Consider the following 23,829-nt stretch of genomic DNA (forward strand, 5'->3'; position numbering starts at 1 on the left):
AAGTATTTCGATCTGCAACTGTGCTAAAAAAGTCAGCATTTGATGATTTCAAGTCTTTTTGCTTTACAAAACTTGCAAAGCGCTTGCAACTGAAAGCACTTACAGTTATGATTTATCTAGGCATTTGAGATGCCTATTAGCTTTTTTGGAGAAAAATTATGAATAAGAGAGTACATCAAATTGCTGCAGCTTCATCAGCCGTGGTTCTGGCTTCTGGTATTTTCGCGGGATTTGCTTCAATTCCAGCAAACGCTGCCAGCAAAAAAGTAACTATTAAACTTTGGGCCGATAACAATGCATATAAATCGGTCGTCAAGCAATTTGAAAAAAACAATCCAAATATCTCGGTCAAGTTTCAAAAAGTCGGATCGGTCGATACAACTAAATATCTGCAAAAAGATTCTACGACAGCTGGTGATGTTGCTATGCTGCCGCATGATCAATTAGGGGCTCTGGTTTCACAAGGCTTAGTATTGCGGGTATCTCCAACATATTCAAAACAAGTTAAAAGAATAGATGTCCCTGGTGCTGTTAAAGGTGCAACCTATAAGGGTAAGATGTTCGGATATCCTTATGGCGTCGAGACACAAGTTCTTTATTATAACAAGAGCAAGTTATCTGCTTCCGATGTCAAAACTTGGTCTGGCATTACCAAGAAAGGAAAATTAGCAGTTAACTTTGGTGAAGCGGGCGCTAATTACGTTTGGACACCTTTGTTCTTCACTAATGGTGATGTGTTGTTCGGTAAAAACGGTGAAAATGCAAAAGGCACAAACTTTGGTAATACCAAGGGCACGCAGGTTCTGAAATGGATTCAGGCACAAAAAAATAACCCAGGTGTCGTTCAAGACAATGCTGGCGCTTTGCAGGACTTGTCTTCTGGCAAAGTAGATGCTTTCTTGTCCGGTCCTTGGTCAAAAATAGATGCCCAAAAAGCTTTGAAAAATAATTACGCTGTTGCTAAGTATCCAACTATTTCTATTGGTGGGAAGAATAAACAGCTGCAGGCCTTCCTGGGAGTCAAATTGTTTATTGTCAATAAGTCAACCAAGCATCCGGCACAAGCCGCTAAGCTGGCATCATATTTGACATCTAATGCTGTTCAAAAAAAGATCTTCAATAGTATCGGTTATGTGCCATCTGCTAAAGCGGTTCAGAATTCGGCAGCTGTCAAAAAGGATGCACTGTCCAAAGCTGTAACGCAGATGTCCAAAGGGGCAACACCAATGCCTAAGATTCCTGAAATTAATAATTTCTGGACACCGATGGATGCTATTTTTAACGACACTTGGAAAGGCAAGATCTCTCAAAGTCAAATGCTTTCCAAACTCCAAGCGTTTGATAAGCAGATTGCCAAGTCTAACAGTAAGTAATTTAATTGCAATTAAGTAGCCGCGCCTACGGCTACTTTTTAGAAAGTGAGCAAAATATTTTGGCTAAGAATAAGAAAAAAAAGATGATTGCCGATCCAAAAACCTCCCATATTTCTCTTTCGGCGCTTTTTAAATCTGGTGATAGTTCGACAAAAATATCATATTTTCTTATGGGATTCAATAATCTCGCGAACAAACAGATTATTAAAGGACTCTTCTTTCTATTTTCTGAAATCGGTTTCTTTACCTGGCTGTTCGTCGATGGCATCAATGCGTTGAGTCAATTAGGAAGTCTGGGAACCAAACAAGCTGGAGAAAGGTATGACGCTAAATTAGGTATCTATGTTTCTGTTAATGGGGATAACTCCATGCTAATCCTGTTATATGGTTTGGCTTCGCTTTTGATTATTGCTTTATTCCTTTACGTCTACCGAGTTAATTTAAAATCGGATCGGAAAATTTGGGAATTCAAAAAATCTTCTCGGAAAATTATGACCTTTAAAGAAGATATTGCTGAGTTGCTGGATGACAGGCTGCATCTGCTTTTCATGGCTATACCTATGATCGGTATTTTATTCTTTACAGTGTTGCCGATCCTCTATATGGTTTCAGTTGCCTTTACCAGTTACGATCATGCTCACTTACCACCGGGGCACCTGTTTCACTGGATTGGCCTGGCCAATTTTGGAAACATTTTTACCGGTGCTATGGCCGGCACATTTTTTCCAGTTTTTCTTTGGACAATAATCTGGGCAGTGCTGGCAACGGTTTCAAGCTTTATTTTAGGTATTTTTCTTGCCATGCTCATTAATACGAAAGGTGTTAAGGGACAAAAAATCTACCGCACCATTTTCATCTTGACTATGGCAATCCCTCAATTCATTTCTTTTCTCATCTGGGCAAACATGCTGAATAATGCGGGTTTGATTAATTCTATTTTAGAGAATATCGGCCTGATTACAAAGCCGATTCCGTTTTTGACAGATGGGTTAACAGCTAAGGCAACTGTACTGATTGTGAATCTGTGGGTTGGGATGCCAGTTACGATGCTAGTTACAACAGGCATTTTACAAAATCTGTCTCAAGAGCAGGTAGAGGCAGCTAAAATGGATGGCGCATCAAAATTTCAAGTGTTTACGAATATCACTTTCCCCCAGATTTTATTCGTTATGGCGCCAGCTTTGATTCAGCAATTCATCGGCAACATTAATAATTTCAATGTCATTTTCCTCTTAACCGGTGGCGGACCAGCTGATTCCAATTTCTATAATGCTGGCGATACTGATCTGTTAGTAACTTGGCTATACAATCTGACTTTAGGTACTCAAGACTATAACATCGCTTCTGTGGTCGGCATTATTATCTTTGTCTTCTCGGCGGCCTTCAGTCTCTTTATGTATAAAAAAGTGAATAAATTGCAGGGGGTGAATGGATAATGCAAAGAGAAAAAAAAAGAACGGCTTTAATCAGCCAAATTGTTTTGACAATTTTAGCATTCATTTGGATCATACCGATCCTGTACGTGATTTTACAAAGTTTTCGTTCTGAAGGCGGGCAGTTTGTCTCTTATTTCATCCCGCATAAATGGACTTTGAATAATTACATTTATTTGTTTACGAACAATCAAGGCTGGAACTATGGCCAGTGGTTTACGAATACGCTTTTTGTTTCAGTCATCTCTGGTGCTATCTCCACTTTTATCACAATCGGTGTTGCCTATGCCTTGAGTCGATTGAAATTCCGTTTAAAGGGTTTTTATCTGCGGTTTGCCTTGATCATTGGTATGTTTCCCGGTTTTCTAAGTATGATTTCGATCTACTATATTTTGAAAGCTTTGGACCTAACAAACAGCCTTTGGTCTTTGATTATTATGTATTCTTATGGCGCCGCACTTGGCTTTTATGTTCAAAAAGGGTTCTTCGATACAATTCCGCAGAGCCTTGATGAGCGTGCACAAATCGATGGTGCTTCGCGTTGGGATATTTTTAGGAGAATCACACTTCCCTTAGCGAAACCGATTATTGTTTATACCGCTCTGCTTGCTTTCACAGGGCCTTGGATGGACTTTATATTTGCACAAGTTGTCCTGGGCAATAATCAGAGCAAATGGACTGTTGCTGTTGGCTTGTTTAATATGGTCAGTGCCCGAGAAAATGCTAACTCGCTCTTCATGAGCTTTGCGGCTGGATCAGTATTAATCGCTATCCCAATTACGTTGTTGTTCATTTGGTTGCAGCGTTTCTTTGTTGAAGGGGTAACGGCTGGATCAGTTAAAGGATGATAAAGCTATGGTGACATTAAAAGATATTGCATTGGCTGCCGGAGTGAGCACCGCAACTGCATCAAGGGCACTGAATCCAAACCCAGTTTCTGGTACGTATATTAATAAAAATACACGCGCCCATGTATTAAAAATGGCCGCCAAACTTGGTTATTCTCCTAATCTTTCAGCGCGTACTTTAAGCAATGGATCAAGCAATACGGTAGGGGTGGTGTTTGGCCCCAACACTGGCGTCATTGCCGGTAATGATTTTGGTCTGCACATGCTGTTTGGCATCCAGCAGGCTATTGCAAAATTCAACTATACGTCATCGCTAGCTAGTGGGGATAATTGGAATCAAGTTCTGGACAACGTCAAACTTCTAGTTGAAGGAACCAAGACAAAATTATTTGTGCTGCTGTACACGATGAAAAACGATCCAGTTTCTGCGTATTTAAGAAGAAAAAAAAATTCGTTATGTGATCACTGGCGAGCCGGAAGAATGGACCGATGCCCTCTATGTGGACAATGATAATCGTTTAGCTGGCTACCAAGCTGGCGAAATATTGCTTGATGATTTGCATGCTCGCTATCCTTTGGCAGTGACTAGCCATGATCATTGGAAATTCGAGATCAACCGATTGGCTGGCTTTAAAGCAAAGATGGCCAAGTCAGGTAAAAAATTCTGTTATTTGGAAACCAGTTATGACCCACAAGTATCAAAACAACAGCTCGTAGATATTTTGGAACGTAATCCGGCAATTGACAGTATTTTTGCAACTGATGACCGCTTAGCTTTCATTGCTAAACAGCAATATGATGCCAAGTTCTCATTACCAGTGCCAGTCGTCAGTTTTAATAACTCTGAGTATGCAGCGATTGCCGGGGACCATTTTTATTTTTTTGATGTGCTGCCTGAAGAATTAGGTATTCAGGCTGTCGGCCTGCCTTTTAATCATAATGGCAAAGGCACGAATGTGGCGGCTGGGCATGTTGTGATTCAAGCAAAGAAACCAAAAGTTTAAGGAATGTTAATTATGAAGAGAATTTTTGAAATAGATCCCTGGAAAATTACCAGCCATATCTTAGACAAGACTGACAAGCGTTTGCAGGAGTCTATCACCAGCTTGGGTAACGAATACATGGGTATGCGGGGGATGTTTGAAGAAAACTACTCAGCTGATCACCTGCAAGGTATTTATATCGGCGGTGTCTGGTTTCCCGACAAAACACGTGTCGGTTGGTGGAAGAATGGCTATCCGCTTTACTTTGGCAAAGCAATTAATGCCTTGAATTTCATAAAACTGCGTATTTTTGTTGATGATCGTGAAGTAGATTTAGCTAAAATACCTTTTGAAAATTTTGAAATTTCACTGGATATGAAACAAGGCATATTGACTCGCTCGTTTTGTGCATTAGGTATTAAATTTGACGTTGAGCGTTTTGTCTCGGTTTCTATAAAAGAATTAGCCGCCCTGCGCTGGCACTTTACCGCGATTGATCATCAGGACCATAAAGTCGTGATCAGATCTTATATAGATGCCGATGTGTCCAATGAAGATTCAAATTACGATGAAAAATTTTGGCAGCCTTTAAAAACTGCATCACAAAATAATTACTCCTTTGTTTCCGCTCAAACAGTCCCTAATAATTTTGGCGTGCCTCAATTTACAGTGCTGGCTGCCCAGTTGGTCTCTGGGGACTTTGCGGCCACTGGTCATCATGCTGATGCTAAGCAAGTTGAAAATGATTCTGAAGCGATTGTATCAGGCCAAACCAAAACATTTGAAAAACGGATTGTCGTGACAACCTCGCGGGATTATGAGAATGAAGATGCCATGCTGCAGGCTAATCAGGCCATCTTTGCTACACAACTTGCCGGACAATCTTTTGAAGAGCTGCTAGCAGCACATGCCAAGGTGTGGAAAGATCGCTGGGAAAAGGCTGATGTGGAAATATCAGGGGATGATGAGGCGCAGCAGGCCATTCGTTTTAACATCTTCCAATTATTTTCGACTTACTACGGTAATGATTCACGCCTGAATGTCGGGCCCAAAGGTTTTACCGGTGAAAAATATGGCGGAGCGACTTATTGGGACACGGAAGCCTTTATAGTGCCAATGTATCTTGCGATTGCTGACCCGAAAGTTGTGAGAAATTTGCTGCGTTATCGTTATGACCAATTAGCCGGTGCCTATCATAATGCTAAAGAACAGGGGCTGAAAGGCGCCTTGTTCCCGATGGTTACTTTTGACGGGATTGAATCTCACAACGAATGGGAAATTACTTTTGAAGAAATACATAGGAACGGCACGATTGCCTTTGCTTTGTACAACTACACACGCTATACCAGTGATACGTCATGGGTGGAGAACGAGGGGTCCGAGGTGCTCATAGCGATTGCGCGTTTTTGGGCAGACCGTGTTTTTTATTCTCCGAGAAAGAAAGTTTATATGATTCATGGCGTTACCGGTCCCAATGAATACGAAAACAATGTTAACAACAATTGGTACACCAACTTCATTGCTAGGTGGACTTTAAAATATGCGCTACAGATGCTGCCTCAAATTTCCAGCAAATATCAAGAAAAAAATCACGTTAGTTCTCAGGAAAAAGAACACTGGCAAGATATTGTCGATCATTTTTATCTCCCTGAGGCTGATGTTGGGGATAAACATATTTTTGTTCAAAACGATACCTATTTAGACAAGAATTTAATACCTGTTGCTAAGCTGCCAAAGGATGTGCTGCCGCTTAATCAGCACTGGAGCTGGGACAAAATATTGCGCTCTCCGTATATTAAACAAGCCGATGTCTTACAAGGCATTTACTATTTTCTTGATAAGTTTTCAGATAAAGAAAAGCGTGACAATTTTAATTTTTATGAACCCTTAACTGTTCACGAATCTTCCTTGAGCCCATCCATTCATGCCATCATGGCGGCAGATATCGGCCTTGAAGACAAGGCTGTCGAGATGTATCAACGGACTTCTAGATTGGACTTGGATAATTACAATAACGACACCGTTGACGGCCTGCACATTACCTCCATGTCAGGTTCTTGGCTTGCCATCGTGCAAGGTTTTGCTGGTATGCGTGTGAGCGACCAAGGCCGATTATCATTCAAACCATTTTTGCCTAAATTATGGCATTCATATAGTTTTAGGATCAACTTTAGAGGTCGACTGTTAAAAATTTCGGTCGATGCACATGGCACCCAAATTGACAGAATGCTCGGCGAGCCCATTGCTTTGAGTGTCAATGGGCAAGAACGGGAAGTTTAATCGCTGTTGGACTGTTTTAATTGTGTTTTTCGATTAGTGAGCGTTTAAAGATGCTGCAGGAGCGAGTTTTTCCTCTAAAATAGACTTGATGAAAAGATCCCGACAGCAAGAAATTAGAAAACAAATCCGTAAAGAGCAGCGCAAGCCCAGTCCAGAGGAAGTCATCGAGGCCCGTTCACGAATTGCGCGTCAGCGGATTGATGACGAAAACGCGAAAAATGGTAAAAAGAGCCGTTTTGATTATCTGACGATTACGATGGCCGTCCTAATGGCTGCGATCACTTTGATCGGTGTTGTGATCGTCCTTTTGGATATAATGTAATATTTTTTCTACCGGAAAAAGCTAGACAAAGTATTTTTATCCTGCTATGATATTTGGCAATGTGAATTTTTAAAAGTCACAGGCGAAGGAGCAGGAGCAGATGAACAGTGTTCACGCACAATTCTATGCAAAGATCAGTGTTTGCAGGCTCGCTTTTGCTTTTCATGTTTCTGTTGATAATTTAATTTTTAATCATTATTCAGTGATCAATACCTCAATTATTTCTAATTGAGGTATTTTTTTTGCCAAAATTCGGAGGAGAACATGGCTAATCTTTTTGTAAACATCAATGATTTATCCAATCAGGATCTCTTATCGATGATCCATCAGGCTTTATTATTCAAGCACGGCGACTTAATTCCCGCCGCCGAAAAACAAGTCGTGGCTAATATTTTTTTTGAAAACTCGACCCGCACCGCCAGCAGTTTTCAAATGGCAGAAATCAAATTAGGTTTTCCACGAATTGTGATTGACCCTAGCCGTTCTTCGGCAGCAAAAGGCGAAAGCCTTTCAGATACTTTAAAGACTTTAAAAGCGATTGGCGTCGGCATTGTCGTGATCAGGCATAGTCTGCGCGGCTGGTATGAACCTTTTTACGAATCGGCTGGTAAAACACTGCCTAAGCTTGTGAATGCTGGTGATGGCAACGGTCAGCACCCATCGCAGAGTCTGCTTGATTTAATGACGATCAGCGAATATTTCGGACGTTTCGCCGGCTTGAAGATTCGAATTATCGGTGATATTTATCACTCTCGTGTCGCTCGCTCCAATGCCGAAATTTTAAAGCGGCTCGGTGCTGAGGTCACCTTTTCCGGCCCGCGTGATTGGTGTGATGTGTCATTAACACAATACGGACAGTACGTCGATTTGGACGATGGGCTTGGACAACAGGATGTTGTGATGCTGTTGCGTGTCCAGCACGAGCGTCTGTCCGCTGATGAGAATTCGACTTTTACGCCGGCAGCTTATCATGTGCAGTTCGGCCTCACACAGGCACGTTATGACTGTTTGAAAAACGATGCGATTATTATGCATCCGGCACCAGTCAATCGCGGCGTGGAAATCGATAGCGATTTGGTCGAGGCACCCAAGTCACGCATTTTCCAGCAGATGGCAAACGGTGTTTTCGCCCGCATGGCCATCCTCAATTACTTGAATAGCCCATTAACGACAAGGGAGCTCGTCTAATATGCCGACGATTTTAATTAAAAATGCGCGCGTTCTGGCTGGCGAAAACCGGCTGATCAAACAGGATGTGCTGATCAAAAATACTTATATCAAACAGGTCGCAGATACGATTACCGTTTCCGCTGATCAAGTGATAGACGCTGAAAATGCTTTGTTGCTGCCGGGACTGATTGATGTGCATGTGCATTTTAGGGAGCCTGGTTTTGCAGAAAAAGAGACCGTGGTCAGCGGCTCGAAAGCAGCCGCGAGAGGCGGTTTTACAACGGTTCTAGCCATGCCGAATGTCAATCCGGTTGTTGATAATCCTGATGTTTTGCGCCAAATGCTGGCTTTAAACCAGCGTGACGGGATTGTGAAAATCCATCAGTATGCGGCCATCTCCGCTGGACTGGATTCAGATCATGTTGACGATTTAGACGCTTTGGCCCAAGCCGGCGCCGTTGCCTTTACGAATGATGGCAAGGGAGTGCAGACGGCCGATACAATGTATGAAGCGATGAAAGCTGCGGCTCGGTTGGGTAAAGTGCTTGTGGCGCATGTCGAAGACGATTCTCTGATTCACGGCGGTGTCATGAACGCTGGTCCAGCAGCCGATGCTTTAGGATTGCCGGGCGCTAATAAGTTAAGCGAAAGCTCACAGCTAGCGCGTGATCTTGTGATTGCTCAGGCGACTGGCGTGCGTTATCACGTGGCGCATGTCTCGACAGCTGAGAGTGTCGCATTGATTCGGATTGCAAAAAAAGAAGGCGTTCATGTGACGGCCGAAGTTTCCCCACATCATCTGCTTTTAGACGACGGCATGATCACAAAAGACGATGCCATGATGAAAATGAATCCACCGCTGCGTTCGCCGCATGATAGGGCTGCTTTGATTGCTGGCCTATTAGACGGCACAATCGACATGGTCGCAACAGACCACGCACCACATACGGCTGCCGAAAAAGCACAGGGGATGTTAAAGGCACCGAATGGCGTGACTGGAATTGAGACGAGTTTTCAGCTTTTATACACACATTTTGTCAAAAGCGGTGTCATGTCTCTACGGCGTTTGCTGCAAGTCATGAATCAGGCACCCGCAGCAGCTTTTTCTTTGTCTGATGCGGCTGTGAAAGTGGCAGCGGGGCAAAAAGCAGATCTGGCTTTGTTTGATATTGATCATCCCCATGTCATTTCTAAAGACGAATTTGCCTCAAAAGCTAGTAACAGTCCCTTTATCGGCTGGGAAATTTATGGACAGACACAAGCAACTTGGGTCAATGGGCGGCAAGTGTATGCAGCGGAAAGGAGCCAAGCATGACAAAACGCTATTTAGTTTTGGAAAACGGATCAATTTATGAGGGCGAAGCCTTTGGTACGACTGGCACTTCAGTCGGCGAATTGGTTTTCAATACGGGCATGACCGGCTATCAGGAAACGATTACGGATTTGTCTTATGCCAATCAGATGATCGTCTTTACTTATCCTTTGATCGGTAATTATGGCGTTAACCGTGATGATTCAGAAAGCCTGCGCCCGGCTGCTGCAGCAATTGTTGTGCATGAAATTGCTCGCCGTCCCAGCAATTGGCGTATGCAGATTTCGCTAACCGAATGGGCTGAAAAGATGAATCTGCCCGGGATTACGGGTGTCGATACGCGGGCTCTTACGAGAGAATTGCGTGATCAAGGCGTGATGAAAGCGGCTTTAGTTGACCAAGTAGCGCCGGACACAGTCGCTTGGCTGCGTGGGCAAGCACTGCCGACAGATCAGGTTCAACAGGTGACTGTTCGCAGCGGTTACCAAAATCCGAATGTTGGGGTCACGATTGCACTGATTGATTTCGGTTTGAAAAATTCCATTCTGCGTTCTCTAGCAGCGCGGCAGTGCAATGTGGTTGTTTTCCCGGCCGATGTTGATGCCAAGACAGTACTAGAAGTGGATCCTGACGGCATCATGCTGTCAAACGGCCCTGGCGATCCGCAATCAGTCAGTTACGCCATTCCAACCATTCAGGCCTTGCAAAAAGTGAAACCACTTTTCGGTATCTGCCTAGGACACCAATTGTTTGCCATGGCTAACGGCGCAAAAACTTTCAAAATGAAATTCGGCCATCGCGGTTTTAACCATGCTGTGCGATCAATCGACAGCCCGAGACTGGCCTTCACTTCACAGAATCATGGTTATGCAGTTGATGAGGCCTCGCTGGCTGGAACTGACTTGATCGTGACTTACCGTGAAGTCAATGATGGGACTGTGGAAGGGCTGAAGTCGACTGTTTATCCGGCTTTCTCAGTCCAATTCCATCCAGACGCTGCGCCTGGCCCGCATGATGCGGATACGATTTTTGATGATTTCTTGCGGCTGATCGTGGCTGACAAAAGGAGGAAAAATGCCCAAACGGTCTGATATTCATAAAATACTGGTCATCGGTTCCGGACCGATTGTGATTGGCCAAGCGGCTGAATTTGATTATTCGGGCACGCAAGCCAGTCTGTCTTTGCGTGAAGAAGGTTATTCCGTGGTACTGGTTAATTCAAATCCGGCCACGATTATGACTGATGCTGAGACAGCCGATAAGGTTTATATCGAACCGCTGACGCTGGAATTTGTTGAAAACGTCTTGAGAAAAGAACGACCGGATGCTATTTTAGCGACACTTGGCGGTCAGACTGGCTTGAATCTGGCTAAAGATTTATCCGAAGATGGTATCTTAGACGAATTGCATATCGAATTGCTGGGCACGAAATTGTCAGCGATTGAGCAGGCTGAAGACCGAGAAAAGTTCAAGGAACTCATGGAAGAACTGCATGAGCCGATTCCAAAATCACAGACAGCGACGACATTGACTGAAGCTTTGAATTTTGCTGAACACCAGGGTTATCCGGTCATTGTCCGCCCGGCTTATACCTTGGGTGGTACTGGCGGCGGCATTGCTAATAATGAAATGGAACTTCGCCAGATTGCTGAAAATGGGCTGGAATTATCGCCAGTGACACAGATCCTCGTTGAAGAATCGATCGCAGGCTATAAAGAAATCGAATTCGAAGTGATGCGCGATGCTAATGATAATGCCTTGGCTGTGGCTTCCATGGAAAACCTGGATCCCGTCGGCATTCATACAGGTGACTCGATTGTCCTAGCACCAGTGCAGACTTTGTCGGACAAAGAATATCAAATGCTGCGTGATGCGTCATTGAAAATTATTAGAGCCTTGAAGATTCAGGGTGGTGCCAACGTCCAACTAGCTTTGAACCCGAATAGTTTTGCCTACGATGTGATTGAAGTGAATCCACGTGTTTCTAGGTCATCAGCTCTAGCTTCTAAAGCCACAGGTTATCCAATTGCAAAAATGGCTGCTAAAATTGCGGTCGGCTTGACCTTAGATGAAATTATCAATCCTGTCACCGGCAGCAGTAAAGCAGCTTTTGAACCGGCCTTGGATTATGTCGTGGTGAAAATTCCGCGCTGGCCTTTTGACAAATTCACGACAGCTGATCGTCGTTTGGGCACACAGATGAAAGCCACTGGTGAAGTCATGGCTATCGGCCGCAATATCGAAATGGCTTTGATGAAGGCTGTTCGTTCTTTGGAAATTGGTGCCTTAGCTTTAGACGACGTGCGTTTTCTGGAATGGCCAACGGAAAAACTACTGGATGCTCTCTGGCCGGCACGCGATGATCGCCTATTTATGATTGCCGACTTATTGCGCCGCGGTGTCAGCGTTGAGGCCATTCATGATAAAAGCGGTATTGATTATTTCTTCTTGGACAAAATTGCGCATCTAGTCGAGATCGAAGAAGCTTTAAAACAGCATCCTTTCGATCAGGATTATTTGAAAATGGCTAAGGAAAACGGTTTTCCGGACGCCGCCATCGCGCGTTACTGGCACAGCGACGAACAAAAAATCCGTGCTTTTCGAGAACAGCAGCACCTATTGCCTACTTATAAAATGGTCGATACCGCAGCCGGCGAGTTCGTTTCTAAAACGCCTTATTATTATTCGACCTATGAACGCGAAAACGAATCCAAATCTATCGGGCCTAAAAGCGTACTTGTCTTGGGTTCCGGGCCGATTCGTATCGGACAAGGCGTGGAATTTGATTACGCGACGGTTCATTCTGTCAAAGCGATTCAAAAAGCTGGCTACAAGGCAATTGTCATCAACTCAAATCCTGAGACTGTTTCGACAGATTTTTCTATCTCTGACAAGCTGTATTTTGAACCGATCACACTAGAAGATGTTTTGAATATTGTGGATCTGGAAAAGCCGCTCGGTGTGATTGTCCAATTCGGTGGCCAGACTGCAATTAATTTAGCAGCACCTTTGCAGGCAGCTGGCGTTAGGATCTTGGGGACAGCTGTTTCCGATATTAATCGTGCTGAAGACCGTGAGGATTTTGGCGAGGTTATTCAACAATTACAGTTGCCTCAGCCGGTCGGGGAAACGGCCAGTTCAGTTGAGGAAGCCTTGGCTGCTGCTGAACAAGTTGGTTATCCGATTTTGATCAGGCCTTCTTATGTCTTAGGCGGACGTGCGATGGAAATCGTGGCTAACGCCGATGAACTGGCTAAATATATGCATCGTGCCGTAAAAGTTTCCCACGACCATCCGGTGTTGATTGATTCCTATCTGACTGGTAAAGAAGCTGAAGTCGATGTGATTAGTGACGGCCAGACCGTTGTAATTCCGGGGATTATGGAACACATTGAGCGGGCTGGTGTTCATTCTGGTGATTCCATGTCTGTTTACCCGCCACAATATCTCAGCCAAAATGTCCAAGACCAAATCGTCAAAGCCTCGATTGAAATAGCTAAGTCTCTAAAAACAGTCGGATTGATGAACGTCCAATTTGTGATTCATGATGAAAAAGCCTATATTATCGAAGCCAATCCGCGCGCGTCACGTACGGTGCCTTTTATCTCCAAAGTGACTCAGATCCCGCTGGCATAGTTAGCCACGAGTGTGATTTTGGGTGCTTCGTTGAAAAAATTAGGTTTCCATGAAGGCCTGGCAGAAAAAAGTCATCTTGTCCATGTCAAAGCACCGATTTTCTCATTTTCCAAACTGCCAAAAGTCGACTCGTCACTGGGACCGGAAATGAAGTCGACTGGTGAAGTGATGGGAACTGACCGTACGTTGTCAAAAGCCCTCTATAAAGCATTCGTTGCCTCTGGTTTCCACCTGCCTAGTCATGGTAATGTGCTCTTCACGATTGCCGACCGCGACAAAAAAGAGGCTTTGTCCTTGGCGGAACGCTTTAGTCGTCTTGGCTATATGCTGTGGGCAACAGCTGGCACGGCTGCTTATCTGAGAAGCCATCAGCTGCGTGTCAAAGAATTGGGTAAAATTTCCGATCAAGCCGATAATCCGGTGGCAGCTATGCGCAGCGGCCAATTGCAGTTAGTCGTCAATACTTTGGAGACAGATGAATTGCTGGAACCGGATGGCCGTCAAATTCGCTCGGCCGCGATTGAAAACGCCGTCCCTTTGTTCACGTCGCTGGATACGGTCGCAGCCTTCTTGCAGGTTTTGGAAAGCCGCTCCTTTGAAGTGGACGCGATCGAAGAAAGGCAGCTGCAGCTATGACAGGCACGACTGATAAATTATTTATCGCTTTGGATTTCACGGATGGCAGCCAGGCTTTGGCTTTTTTGAAACCTTTCGAAGATCAGGATATCCGGCCGGCTGTCAAAGTGGGTATGGCCTTGTTTTACGCGACTGGTGCCGATTTTATTCACGAACTGAGACAAGCTGGCTATCCTGTTTTCCTGGATTTGAAACTTTTCGATATCCCGAATACGGTCGCAGCCAGCATGGCCTCAATTAACAAGATGAATGTCCAATATCTGACCTTGCATGCTTTGGGCGGTGAAAAAATGCTGGCAGCTGCGGTCCAAGAAAAAGCTGATGGCTTAAAACTGCTGGCGGTGACGCAGTTGACTTCCTTCTCGGAAATACAGATGCAGCAGACGCAAATGACGGCAGCCTCTGTCGAACAATCAGTTCAGCATTTAGCTAGGATTGCTGAAAGGGTGGGGATGTCCGGCACGATTTCATCGCCATTGGAAGCAGATCTGATCCGACAAGCCACTAAGCCGGGATTTTTGAAAGTCACGCCAGGAATTCGTTTGCCTGATAGCAGAACAGACGATCAAAGCCGGATTGCCACACCATCTAAAGCCAAACTGCTTGGTGCTGATGCTCTGGTAGTCGGGCGTCCGATTATCCAGGCTACAGACCCTGTATCTGTTTATAAAAAAATAATGGAGGATTTTACATGACGCACAACTATTCAAAAGAAGTGGCCGAGGATTTGCTGGCTATTCAGGCTGTTAAATTTGCGCCCGAAGATCCTTTCACTTGGGCTTCCGGCATTGTCAGCCCAATTTATACAGACAATCGGCTGACAATCGCGTTTCCAAAAGTACGCGACTTAATCGCAGCTGGTCTAGCTGAATTGGCCGCTGAGCGTTTTCCCGAAGCTGATATTATCGGCGGCGTGGCAACGGCTGGTATCCCGCATGCGGCTTTGGTTGCTGACTGTTTGGCCAAACCAATGATTTATGTCCGCGCCAAGCCTAAAGATCACGGTCGCGGCAAACAGGTCGAAGGCGCCGATGTTGCTAACAAAAACGTCTTATTAATCGATGATTTATTCTCGACTGGCGGATCGGTGTTGGGAGCGGCAACAGCCGTTCAAGCGGCTGGGGGCCGCGTTGTCGGCCTGCTGGCGATTTTCTCCTATGAATTGCAGGCACTTTCGGAGAATTTTGCGGCGGCCGGGCTTACATACGCTGCTTTGACCAATTACACGCAGCTGGCCCAGGCAGCTGTTGCGCGTGGTGATCTTGAGGCATCGCAAATTGAGACTTTAAAAGAGTGGCATCAAGATCCAAAACACTGGCGGAAATAGGAGAGAAAACACATGAATTATTCAACAACAATTGCAAACGAACATTTTGATCATTTACTGTTAAACGCCGGTGGCATTTTTTGTGAAAGCGTTGACCAGCTGGAAAAAATTCAGCATGCTCCAGGTGCTGGTGCTGTCATGACCAAATCGGCCACAGCTGAAAAACGGGCCGGGAACCCCAACCCACGCTACTTTACATATCCCGATCATCACAACACGATCAACGCCATGGGCCTGCCCAATCTAGGGATTGATTATTATTTGGACTACGTGCTGCATCATCAGCTGACACTGCCGACGATTCTGTCGGTCGTTGGCCTTTCCGAAGAAGAGATTCTGGCCAATTTGAAAAAGATTCAAGCTAGCGGCTACGATGGCCTGATTGAATTAAATCTTTCCTGCCCAAACGTGCCCGGAAAGCCGCAGATTGCCTATGATTTTGACACGACTGATCATCTGCTGGATCGTATTTACAGCTTTTTTACGGGGCATTTAGGTGTGAAACTGCCGCCATATTTTGATATGGCGCACTTTGACCGTATCGCAAAAATCCTGAATCAATATCCATTAGCATATGTCAATGCTGTTAACTCAGTCGGAAACGGTTTGGTGATTGACCCTGAGACTGATCGTGTTGTTCTCATGGCAAAAGGCGGATTCGGCGGACTGGGTGGTGCTCAGATTAAGGCGACGGCCCTAGCAAATGTCCGCGCACTTCGTCTGCGTTTGAAGCCGGAAATTAAGATCATCGGGACTGGCGGTGTGACGACCGGGCGCGATGTTTATGACCATCTTTTGTGCGGTGCTGATCTGGTCTCGGTCGGATCACAATTGGCCATCGAAGGGCCAAGTATTTTTCAGCGTTTGGAAGACGAATTAGAAGCTATTTTTGCGGAGAAACATATCGAGAGTCTGGATCAAGTCCGTGGCAAATTGAAGCGTTTGGACGAAGCAGAATAATAAAAGGGGATAGCAGAGTGATGGAAAAGACAGTTACTTCTAGTGCAAGTGGAAACGTGATTCAACCTGAGAAAGTCGGTGCTTATCAAAGACAGACTTTATGGTCATCGGTGATTGGCTATGCCATGGACGGCCTGGATATGATGCTGTTAGCATTTGTCCTGCCATTAATTATTGGCGATTTTCATTTAACGACCGCTGCGGCTGGCGGCATTTCAACCATTACGATGTTCGGTGTCGTGATTGGCGGCATTACATTTGGCATATTGGCAGATCGTTTTGGCCGCGTAAAAGTTTTTACCTGGACCATTTTAATTTTTTCGCTTTTCACCGGCCTATCAGCGCTGGCACCTTCTGATCAGATTTTTGTCGGTATGCGTTTTCTGGCCGGACTGGGTCTGGGAGGTGAATTTGGTATCGGTATGACATTGGTTTCAGAAAGCTGGCCAACGAAATTACGCACGAAAGCTACTTCTTGGGTCGCCCTGGGTTACCAAGGCGGCACATTGTTAGCTACCTTGCTAGCAAGCTATGTGGCTGGCCATTTTGGCTGGCGGGGTGTCTTTGCGATCGGGATTCTACCGGCCTTATTAGCTTGGTGGACTCGCCGAAATCTAGAAGAACCTGCCATGTGGATTGAAAACAGGCGTATGACTCATAAGGGTTTTTCGATAAAACCTTTGTTTGCAAACAGAAAAATAACTTTAACAACAATTGGATTGATTATTTTAACTTCTGTTCAGAATCTAGGTTATTTTGGCATTATGAACTGGATGCCGACAATGCTGGCTACCCAACGTCACGCGACGATCAGCGGGACGATCTTTTGGACCTTGTCGACTTTAAGCGGTATGGTCATCGGGATTGTCGTCTTTGCTTGGGCAGCCGATAAATTCGGACGCAAACCGGCTTTTATCACTTTCCAGATTTCTGCGGCGATTATTGTTTGGATTTATTTCCAAATCAGCAGCCCGCTATTGCTTGTAGCATTAGGATCGGTTTTAGGATTTTTCGTGAATGGCATGATGGGCGGCTATGGTGCCTTGCTGTCCGAACATTATCCGACAGCCGTACGCTCGACTGCGGAAAACTTGATCTTTAACCTGGGCCGTTTTATCGGCGGCTTTAGCCCGCTCTTCATTGGCCTGCTAGCTCTGCATGGTTCTCTGTCGGCAGCTTTAGGCATGATTTCAGGCATTTATGTTTTAGCGGCTTTAGCCATGCTCTTTTTAATTCCTGAAACAAAAGGTGAAGACTTGGAAACGATTGAAGCAAATTAGTCACAATTCCAAAGTTCACGTAAGAAAAACACGCATTTGTATATCATGCGTGTTTTTTTGTTGCTTGTAATGTCATGACAATTGTCACTATGAATGAACTTTTTCCTATGATAGGCTTTTGATTAAAGTTTTCAAGGAGGCAATATGCGTAAATTCAAAGCACTCTACCACGTCATTTTTCTCGATACACTGGATAATAAATTTGTCTTTGTTTTCAATTTGTTGATGCCGACAGCTTTTTATTTGTCTAACAATTTTTCTTTGATATTGCACCCATCTCCAAATATTGCCAGACAAATTCTGTCGAGTAATGCTATTGGCTTATTTTGGGCCTACATCATTTTCGTCACGATGCTGAATATGGTCATTTTTCAGACACTGGCGGATCGAGAATCAGGTTTTTACAAGGAATACTATTTTATTGTTGGATCAAAATGGCAAATCTTTGTCACGAATTTTCTTGTTCAGCAAACGATCCTATTAATTGAGATAGCACTTTTTGATTTAATCGTCATGGTTTCGCTGCGTGTTTGGAATACTGCACTATTTGCTGCCGGCCTGATCACGACGCTGGTCTTTGCTATTCCTGTGACTCTAGTCTGCTGCCTGTTTTTAACTTTGAAAATCAAAATCAAGTCTATTTCAATCATTGAAACACTGTTTATTACGGCCATGTTTATCTTGGGAACAATGCCTGCTAGCAATGGCTGGGAAGACTTGTTAATGACCTTTGATCCTGTTTATTATTTATCCAAGGGCTCATCCTTTTCTCTGAATATATTAACAGGGAACGTCAATCTAACAGCCTTACTGCAGCTGGCGATTGCGACACTTGCTTATGTGCTTGTTGGTGCCTATAGCTTGTCGCGTTTTGATGTGAAACCCATTTTAAGGAGGGCCTAATCATGATACAGATCAAAAATCTGACTTTCTCATATGGCCACCAAATTATTTTAAAAAATTTAAACATCACTTTTTCAGCCACTAAACTCAATATGCTGATCGGACCCAACGGTGCTGGCAAGACGACTTTGTTAGATATTATTGCCGGTTTATATGATCGGGAAAAACCGCACCTGGACAAGACACACATTCCTAGTCACAATCAGATTGCCTACAGCTTGCAAAACCCAATTTATTTTCCCACGCTGACTGTCCAGCAGACCTTAAACATGTATCAGGAAATTGATCATGCGGGTGGTCAAACAGCCAGTATGGTCATGCAGCAGATCCAACAGAGAGTCTTCAAAAAAAACGAGGACACAAAGGTAGGCCAATTATCTGGCGGAGAACGCAAACTCTTATTAACCTGTGGGACTTGTCTATTAAAACGAGACCTGTATCTCTTTGACGAACCACTCAGCGGTGTTGATCCGGTAAATTGTAAATACATTATGCAGTTAATTGCTTCACTGGTCACAGAACAAAAGAAGCAGGTTATTTTCACGAATCATCAGTTCAATGCGTTAAGCGCACTGCCGATTCAAGTGATTGGCCTCAACCATGGTACTTGCGTACTGAATGCTGACTATGCGGATTTCATAAACACAAGCGAGAATCAAAGTGCAAATGAGGCTTTTCAAAAGATGCTGCTGTCCTAAAAAATACCTTTTATTTCTTGACGAAAAATAGTTGCTCTTATATAGTTAACAAAAGTAATTAGTTTTGCTAACTATATAAAGGAGCGTCCCATGGAAACAATTAGTCAAACCTTTTCTGAACTATACGATAAAATCTTAATTCGCTATGAAAACAGCAGCGAGCGCAGTCGGCAAGTACCAGATCTCTCAGCAAGCGATGAACAATACATTAATTTTTTGTATGAACTCGATCAGCCGACTTTGACAAGTTTTGCCGAAAAATCTCAGATATCAAAACCAGCCGCCACAAGAATTATTCAACGTTTTTTGAAAAAAGGGTATTTAAGCAAACAGCCTTCATCTCAAGACAAAAGGGTTTCTTATCTGCATTTAAGCCAGCAGTTACGAGCTTATTGCCAAAATAGTTATCACTTATTTGACCAGGTATTTCTCCAGACAATTTCAGTCTTGTCACCAGCTGAACGGACCCAGTTAGCATATTTAATGGATAAGGTTAATCAGCAGCTATGACAGCTAAGAAGATTGAACAAACATCATTATTAGTTGGCATCTTGGTGAATTTGCTTATGTCCTGTGCAGGCATCCTCGTCTATCGCACGACACATATTGAAGCCTTATTTGTTGATGCCTATTTTTCCATGATTACTTTTTTCTCGGCGATTGTTTCTTTGATAGTGTCCAAGCTCAGCAGTCATCGCAATAAAATGTTTCCCGGCGGTTTCTTTGTTTTAGAGCCCTTATATTCATTATTTCAATCGGTGCTGACTGTGGTCTTATTATCCATGTCTCTTGTGACTGTCGGCATCAAAACTTATGCCTACTTTGCGCATGGCGAGGGCAGCGTCTTGGATATCGGCCCGGTCTTGCCTTACGAAATGGTCATGATTCTGCTGTCCTGGGGCCTTTCCTATTTTTACAAAAAACAGAACCAGAAAATTCACAATTTAAGCACCATGCTTTTTGCTGAAACGCAGGGGACTTTTGTCGACGGCATGATGTCTTTGGGAATCGGCGCGGCCGCTTTCATTTTGTTTTTCATTCAGCCAAATTCTGCTTTAGGTTTTTTACGCTACACGGGTGATTTTTTCATCACCTTGTTGCTCGTCATGCTGACAATTAAGATGCCTTTAAAGGTGATTAAAAGTGCTTTTGGCGAAATATCCGGCAAATTATTACTGAATCCAGAAATACGCGGCTGGATTGATGGTTGTTTAAAGAAACATCCTTTACAAGACGTTAAGGTGCAAAAATATCTTGTCTATAAAGTCGGTATGTCGGTTAAAATTTACGTTTTTTTGGATGCTGGAAAGGCATTTATTGACAGCGGCCAATTATCCCAAAGCAAAGCCGCTATTTTAAAAGAACTCTCCAAGAGATTAGAGTTTGTTCATTTGGCCTTTTGCTTAAGCTGAAAAAACACATTTGTTATCTGATGGCCTTGGTCAAAAACAAGAATAAAAACTGAACAGCCGATATTAAACCAGTTTTGCGGGTAGCTGCTGAACTGGTTTTTATTATGACTTCATTTTAAATAATTGGAAAATACATAACTGATTAGAGAAGTTTTTTATTTATAAATGATTTAATTGTAACGATATGTTAAGGTAATGGAATGTAAAAAAGGGGACGCTACTAATGATGTTACTTATTTTGGCACTAATCTGTTTGGCCACTGCATTAGTTGCGACAGTTGTCCGAATCAAGAACCAAAGGTTTGATACATTGAGCAAATTCTCACTCGCAGGAACCGTGATCTTGCTTATATGGGCGGCATTTTCGTGGTGGAACCTATCACATTAGCCGAGATTTGGCTTTTGTCTGTAAAGCTGTTAGGCTGTTAAGAAATACGATGGAAAATTCTAATAAAGAAACAAGTTCAAGCAGTTTTGATTATGCAAGACCAAGCAAGTCGGCCGAAGAAATTTTGGCTGAACGTTCTCAGACGGCTCGACGCCGCATGGCCTACGACAATAATAAAAAACAGCATAAAAGCCGTTTTGATTATTTGACGATTACAATGGCCGTCTTGATGGCTGTTGCCACAATTGTGGCCGTGCTGGTTGGCCTGATTGCTATTTTATAATAACGTCGAACGTGAATAAGCCGGAGGCCGCATGGCTTTCGGTTTTTGTTTGGCTGATTTAACCTGCGACATTTCTTGTCACAATTAGGATCGCTTTTATAGGATAATGAAGAGAGCTGGTCTCTAAAATGAGCAACAAGACAAGCATAAGCATAACGGATTATACATGTCAGACTCTTTTCAGCAAAAGCTATCTTGGCGGAGCAACTTTTACTTAATTTTTATCGGGCAATTTGTCTCTGGGCTCACCACAATGATTGTCCAGTATGCCTTCATGTGGTACATCACAGCTGTTTTAAAATCAGCAACGGCGCTTTCTATGTCGACGCTGGTGATGTTTTTGCCATGGATTTTTCTGGCACCCTTTGCCGGCGTCGTGATTGACCGCTGGTCACGCAAAGTGATTATGATCAGCATGGACTTGATGGCAGCGCTGGTAGCGATTATTATTTCAATTACGATTGGTCAGTTTGCCGGTAATGCTTTATTAACTTTATTGCTGATTGCGATTTTTGTACGAGCTGTGACTCAGGTTTTCCAGCAACCAACCTTAAATACAATCGTGCCGGTCATTGTGCCGACAGAACAATTAACGAAAATAAACGGTCAGATTCAAACCTTGCAATCATTAACAATGGTGATTGCGCCGGGTATTTCGGCAGTGCTGTTTGGATTGATGTCCATTCAGTGGATTATTCTGCTGGATGTGATCGGTGCTATCTTTGGTTCAGCAACGATTCTGTTAGCGCGAGTTCCCAAGCCGACTGCACAAGAAGAACAAGTTTCATTCTTCAAGAATTTTGGCCTGGGGCTAGCTGCTTTAGCACAACATCGTGGCATCTTTCAATACAGCCTATTGTCATTAGTCGCAATTACGCTGATTATGCCTGGCGCAAGTCTTTATCCATTAATGACGACACAGCATTTTAATGGCACGATCGGGCAAGCCGGCATCGTAGAAACGGTCTGGTCTGTCGGCAGTCTGCTAGGTGGTCTTTATATCAGTATTCGCGGTGCTGGCAAAAATCGTTTTTACGCTATTTTTCTTGGCTTGTTGCTACTGGGCTTATCCTTTACTGTTTTCGCTTTTCTCCCGGGAACCCCTGTAGGATTTTGGATTTTTGCCAGCTTGAATATTATTGCTGGTTTTGCTTTAGCCTTTATGAATTCGCCTTTCATTGCCATTGTTCAAGAACAAATCCCAGCCGAGACGATGGGCCGTGTCATGAGTGTCCTAGCTGCCTTAACAAATATTGGTGCGCCGGTCGGCTTGATGTTTGCCGGCCCATTAGCCGATAATTTTGGTATCACACGTTTATTCCTGCTGGCTGGCGTCGGTACGCTGCTTGTGACACTGGCCGCCGTGATTCTGCCGGCAGTTCGCAAGATTGATGAAAAAACAGATAATAAAAAAACGGCTCTTGATTAAAAACCGTTTTTTATTTAGGCTCAAGCCCACTGCGACCATAATTTGACGATGGCTTGTGTGCCTAAATCGCCCAAACCTTTTTCTTCGGCCAATTTAGCGTAACTACGCTCGGCCAGAGCTGTTGCGGGCAAGTCCAAGTTCATTTTTTTAGCTTCGTCCAAGGCAATCCGCAGGTCTTTTAAAATGTGTTTGGCATAAAAACCAGGCTTGAAATCACCAGCCAAAATTCTCGGCGCGTAAGCTTCCATGGACCAATTATCTGCGCCTCCGGCTGACAGTGTATCCAAAGTCTCTTGCAAATCCAGCCCGGCCGTTTTGGCATAAGTCAGCCACTCGGCCAGGCCCAGCATGGTCGAAGCAATCATGATCTGATTGGCCATTTTAGCGTGCTGACCTTTGCCGGCTTCACCAAAGTAGTTCGCTTTTTTGGAAACGATTTGTAATAAGGGTAGTGCTTTGTCATAAGCTGCTCGATCACCACCAACCATCGTTGTTAGCTTGCCGTCCCGCGCGCCGATATCACCGCCGGAAACGGGCGCATCTAAGACGCCGATCTTTTTTTCTTTACCGGTCGCCGCAATTTTTGCAGCTAGCGTTGGTGTTGAAGTAGTCATATCAATGAGAATCTGTCCGGCCTTGGCTTGCTTAAAAATACCCTGATCCCCAAAATAGGTCTCTTCGACATCTTTCGGGTAGCCAACCATCGTAAAGACGACATCTTGTCCGATAGTTGCTTCCGCGGCTGAATCTGCCCAGACTGCGCCTTGATCTAAGACTTTTTGTGCATGTGCCTTTGTGCGATTAAAGACGGTCACAGTCTGACCAGCCCTTAAAAAATTATTGATAATGCCGGTGCCCATGACACCGGTTCCGATAAAAGCAATTTTCATGTTTGCCTCCTGTTCACAAAATAAGTTTAAAACAGTTTTGTGACAACGTTGTTTTTTCGGCCAAACAGTGTATGATAAATAACATCAGTTATGAAAATAGTCTTTAAGAACAATTCAGCATGGTGGTGGCTCGGTTAAGCGGGCTGCTTTTGTGTGATTTGTTCACTGAGGCCCGCCAATAGCGGGCTTTTTCTTTTGTTCTCGTATCTTTAGATGAACAATTGGCCGGACCCGCTCACTTGCGGGTTTTTCTTTTGCTGATTGAA

22 protein-coding genes and 1 pseudogene are annotated in these 23,829 nt (G+C 44.0%); 22 read left to right on the plus strand and 1 reads right to left on the minus strand.

From position 1 onward, the window contains the following. The first annotated feature begins 158 nt into the window (after positions 1-158). The 22 genes and pseudogenes from OKIT_RS03500 to OKIT_RS03595 all read left to right on the plus strand — a co-directional run bounded on the left by OKIT_RS03500 (position 159) and on the right by OKIT_RS03595 (position 22,673). Positions 159-1,373 carry an extracellular solute-binding protein gene (locus OKIT_RS03500; protein ID WP_007745373.1) on the plus strand — a complete coding sequence of 405 codons (1,215 nt, stop codon included), beginning with the start codon at positions 159-161 and terminating at the stop codon, positions 1,371-1,373. Positions 1,374-1,456: 83 nt separating this feature from the next. Then, positions 1,457-2,809, plus strand: a complete 1,353-nt coding sequence (locus tag OKIT_RS03505) for a carbohydrate ABC transporter permease (protein ID WP_028291877.1) — start codon at positions 1,457-1,459, stop codon at positions 2,807-2,809. Then, the gene (locus tag OKIT_RS03510; protein ID WP_007745375.1) at positions 2,809-3,654 is read left to right on the plus strand and encodes a sugar ABC transporter permease; all 846 of its coding nucleotides are present in this window, start codon (positions 2,809-2,811) and stop codon (positions 3,652-3,654) included. The genes OKIT_RS03505 and OKIT_RS03510 overlap by 1 nt, the downstream gene beginning before the upstream one ends. A 7-nt stretch (positions 3,655-3,661) precedes the next feature. After that, complete coding sequence (locus OKIT_RS09370; protein WP_007745376.1) at positions 3,662-4,165, plus strand: LacI family DNA-binding transcriptional regulator; 504 nt, start codon at positions 3,662-3,664, stop codon at positions 4,163-4,165. Beyond that, a complete protein-coding gene (locus OKIT_RS09375; protein ID WP_162141372.1) occupies positions 4,113-4,658 on the plus strand; it encodes a substrate-binding domain-containing protein in 546 nt (181 codons plus the stop codon). The genes OKIT_RS09370 and OKIT_RS09375 overlap by 53 nt, the downstream gene beginning before the upstream one ends. Positions 4,659-4,670: 12 nt before the next feature. Further along, on the plus strand, positions 4,671-6,917 hold the full coding sequence (locus OKIT_RS03520) for a glycoside hydrolase family 65 protein (protein WP_007745383.1): 2,247 nt from the start codon (positions 4,671-4,673) through the stop codon (positions 6,915-6,917). Between the two features lie 88 nt (positions 6,918-7,005). Next, positions 7,006-7,239 carry a DUF4044 domain-containing protein gene (locus OKIT_RS03525; protein WP_007745384.1) on the plus strand — a complete coding sequence of 78 codons (234 nt, stop codon included), beginning with the start codon at positions 7,006-7,008 and terminating at the stop codon, positions 7,237-7,239. A gap of 100 nt (positions 7,240-7,339) precedes the next feature. Beyond that, entirely contained in the window at positions 7,340-7,471 is a 132-nt protein-coding gene (locus OKIT_RS09805) for a hypothetical protein (protein ID WP_277868711.1), read from the plus strand. Between the two features lie 32 nt (positions 7,472-7,503). Then, on the plus strand, positions 7,504-8,427 hold the full coding sequence (locus OKIT_RS03530) for an aspartate carbamoyltransferase catalytic subunit (RefSeq protein WP_007745390.1): 924 nt from the start codon (positions 7,504-7,506) through the stop codon (positions 8,425-8,427). 1 nt (position 8,428) lies between these two features. Further along, positions 8,429-9,724, plus strand: a complete 1,296-nt coding sequence (locus OKIT_RS03535) for a dihydroorotase (protein WP_007745391.1) — start codon at positions 8,429-8,431, stop codon at positions 9,722-9,724. Then, positions 9,721-10,812, plus strand: a complete 1,092-nt coding sequence (locus tag OKIT_RS03540) for a carbamoyl phosphate synthase small subunit (RefSeq protein WP_007745392.1) — start codon at positions 9,721-9,723, stop codon at positions 10,810-10,812. Before OKIT_RS03535 ends, OKIT_RS03540 begins: the two co-directional genes overlap by 4 nt. Beyond that, positions 10,796-13,993, plus strand: a pseudogene (gene carB / locus OKIT_RS03545) (carbamoyl-phosphate synthase large subunit). The gene OKIT_RS03540 and the pseudogene carB overlap by 17 nt, the downstream one beginning before the upstream one ends. Beyond that, complete coding sequence (gene pyrF / locus OKIT_RS03550; protein ID WP_007745393.1) at positions 13,990-14,688, plus strand: orotidine-5'-phosphate decarboxylase; 699 nt, start codon at positions 13,990-13,992, stop codon at positions 14,686-14,688. The pseudogene carB and the gene pyrF overlap by 4 nt, the downstream one beginning before the upstream one ends. Further along, on the plus strand, positions 14,685-15,320 hold the full coding sequence (gene pyrE, locus OKIT_RS03555; RefSeq protein ID WP_007745394.1) for an orotate phosphoribosyltransferase: 636 nt from the start codon (positions 14,685-14,687) through the stop codon (positions 15,318-15,320). Before pyrF ends, pyrE begins: the two co-directional genes overlap by 4 nt. A gap of 12 nt (positions 15,321-15,332) precedes the next feature. Further along, positions 15,333-16,280, plus strand: coding sequence for a dihydroorotate oxidase (locus OKIT_RS03560; RefSeq protein WP_007745395.1), 948 nt, complete (start codon positions 15,333-15,335; stop codon positions 16,278-16,280). 20 nt (positions 16,281-16,300) lie between these two features. Next, a complete protein-coding gene (locus OKIT_RS03565) occupies positions 16,301-17,560 on the plus strand; it encodes an MFS transporter (RefSeq protein ID WP_007745396.1) in 1,260 nt (419 codons plus the stop codon). A gap of 144 nt (positions 17,561-17,704) precedes the next feature. Next, a complete protein-coding gene (locus OKIT_RS03570; RefSeq protein ID WP_007745397.1) occupies positions 17,705-18,463 on the plus strand; it encodes a hypothetical protein in 759 nt (252 codons plus the stop codon). Between the two features lie 2 nt (positions 18,464-18,465). Continuing rightward, a complete protein-coding gene (locus OKIT_RS03575; protein ID WP_007745398.1) occupies positions 18,466-19,161 on the plus strand; it encodes an ATP-binding cassette domain-containing protein in 696 nt (231 codons plus the stop codon). Positions 19,162-19,251: 90 nt separating this feature from the next. Continuing rightward, the gene (locus OKIT_RS03580; protein ID WP_007745399.1) at positions 19,252-19,671 is read left to right on the plus strand and encodes a MarR family winged helix-turn-helix transcriptional regulator; all 420 of its coding nucleotides are present in this window, start codon (positions 19,252-19,254) and stop codon (positions 19,669-19,671) included. After that, entirely contained in the window at positions 19,668-20,573 is a 906-nt protein-coding gene (locus OKIT_RS03585; protein ID WP_007745400.1) for a cation transporter, read from the plus strand. The genes OKIT_RS03580 and OKIT_RS03585 overlap by 4 nt, the downstream gene beginning before the upstream one ends. Before the next feature lie 437 nt (positions 20,574-21,010). Next, positions 21,011-21,244, plus strand: a complete 234-nt coding sequence (locus OKIT_RS03590; protein WP_007745402.1) for a DUF4044 domain-containing protein — start codon at positions 21,011-21,013, stop codon at positions 21,242-21,244. A gap of 166 nt (positions 21,245-21,410) precedes the next feature. Further along, complete coding sequence (locus tag OKIT_RS03595) at positions 21,411-22,673, plus strand: MFS transporter (protein ID WP_007745403.1); 1,263 nt, start codon at positions 21,411-21,413, stop codon at positions 22,671-22,673. 20 nt (positions 22,674-22,693) lie between these two features. Here OKIT_RS03595 and OKIT_RS03600 read toward each other — a convergent pair whose 3' ends face one another. Next, positions 22,694-23,563: an NAD(P)-dependent oxidoreductase gene (locus OKIT_RS03600; RefSeq protein WP_007745404.1), complete on the minus strand. Its 870-nt coding sequence runs from the start codon at positions 23,561-23,563 to the stop codon at positions 22,694-22,696. Between the last annotated feature and the right edge of the window lie 266 nt (positions 23,564-23,829).

This window comes from Oenococcus kitaharae DSM 17330 (genome assembly GCF_000241055.1).
Lineage (GTDB): Bacteria > Bacillota > Bacilli > Lactobacillales > Lactobacillaceae > Oenococcus > Oenococcus kitaharae.

Excerpts from the sequence above, each read along its gene's own strand:
- OKIT_RS03500 (WP_007745373.1), top strand. The coding sequence starts at position 159 with ATGAATAAGAGAGTACATCAAATTGCTGCAGCTTCATCAGCCGTGGTT.
- OKIT_RS03505 (WP_028291877.1), top strand. The coding sequence starts at position 1,457 with ATGATTGCCGATCCAAAAACCTCCCATATTTCTCTTTCGGCGCTTTTT.
- OKIT_RS03510 (WP_007745375.1), top strand. The coding sequence starts at position 2,809 with ATGCAAAGAGAAAAAAAAAGAACGGCTTTAATCAGCCAAATTGTTTTG.
- OKIT_RS09370 (WP_007745376.1), top strand. The coding sequence starts at position 3,662 with ATGGTGACATTAAAAGATATTGCATTGGCTGCCGGAGTGAGCACCGCA.
- OKIT_RS03520 (WP_007745383.1), top strand. The coding sequence starts at position 4,671 with ATGAAGAGAATTTTTGAAATAGATCCCTGGAAAATTACCAGCCATATC.
- OKIT_RS03525 (WP_007745384.1), top strand. The coding sequence starts at position 7,006 with ATGAAAAGATCCCGACAGCAAGAAATTAGAAAACAAATCCGTAAAGAG.
- OKIT_RS09805 (WP_277868711.1), top strand. The coding sequence starts at position 7,340 with ATGAACAGTGTTCACGCACAATTCTATGCAAAGATCAGTGTTTGCAGG.
- OKIT_RS03530 (WP_007745390.1), top strand. The coding sequence starts at position 7,504 with ATGGCTAATCTTTTTGTAAACATCAATGATTTATCCAATCAGGATCTC.
- OKIT_RS03535 (WP_007745391.1), top strand. The coding sequence starts at position 8,429 with ATGCCGACGATTTTAATTAAAAATGCGCGCGTTCTGGCTGGCGAAAAC.
- OKIT_RS03540 (WP_007745392.1), top strand. The coding sequence starts at position 9,721 with ATGACAAAACGCTATTTAGTTTTGGAAAACGGATCAATTTATGAGGGC.
- pyrF (WP_007745393.1), top strand. The coding sequence starts at position 13,990 with ATGACAGGCACGACTGATAAATTATTTATCGCTTTGGATTTCACGGAT.
- pyrE (WP_007745394.1), top strand. The coding sequence starts at position 14,685 with ATGACGCACAACTATTCAAAAGAAGTGGCCGAGGATTTGCTGGCTATT.
- OKIT_RS03560 (WP_007745395.1), top strand. The coding sequence starts at position 15,333 with ATGAATTATTCAACAACAATTGCAAACGAACATTTTGATCATTTACTG.
- OKIT_RS03565 (WP_007745396.1), top strand. The coding sequence starts at position 16,301 with ATGGAAAAGACAGTTACTTCTAGTGCAAGTGGAAACGTGATTCAACCT.
- OKIT_RS03570 (WP_007745397.1), top strand. The coding sequence starts at position 17,705 with ATGCGTAAATTCAAAGCACTCTACCACGTCATTTTTCTCGATACACTG.
- OKIT_RS03575 (WP_007745398.1), top strand. The coding sequence starts at position 18,466 with ATGATACAGATCAAAAATCTGACTTTCTCATATGGCCACCAAATTATT.
- OKIT_RS03580 (WP_007745399.1), top strand. The coding sequence starts at position 19,252 with ATGGAAACAATTAGTCAAACCTTTTCTGAACTATACGATAAAATCTTA.
- OKIT_RS03585 (WP_007745400.1), top strand. The coding sequence starts at position 19,668 with ATGACAGCTAAGAAGATTGAACAAACATCATTATTAGTTGGCATCTTG.
- OKIT_RS03590 (WP_007745402.1), top strand. The coding sequence starts at position 21,011 with ATGGAAAATTCTAATAAAGAAACAAGTTCAAGCAGTTTTGATTATGCA.
- OKIT_RS03595 (WP_007745403.1), top strand. The coding sequence starts at position 21,411 with ATGTCAGACTCTTTTCAGCAAAAGCTATCTTGGCGGAGCAACTTTTAC.
- OKIT_RS03600 (WP_007745404.1), bottom strand. The coding sequence starts at position 23,563 with ATGAAAATTGCTTTTATCGGAACCGGTGTCATGGGCACCGGCATTATC.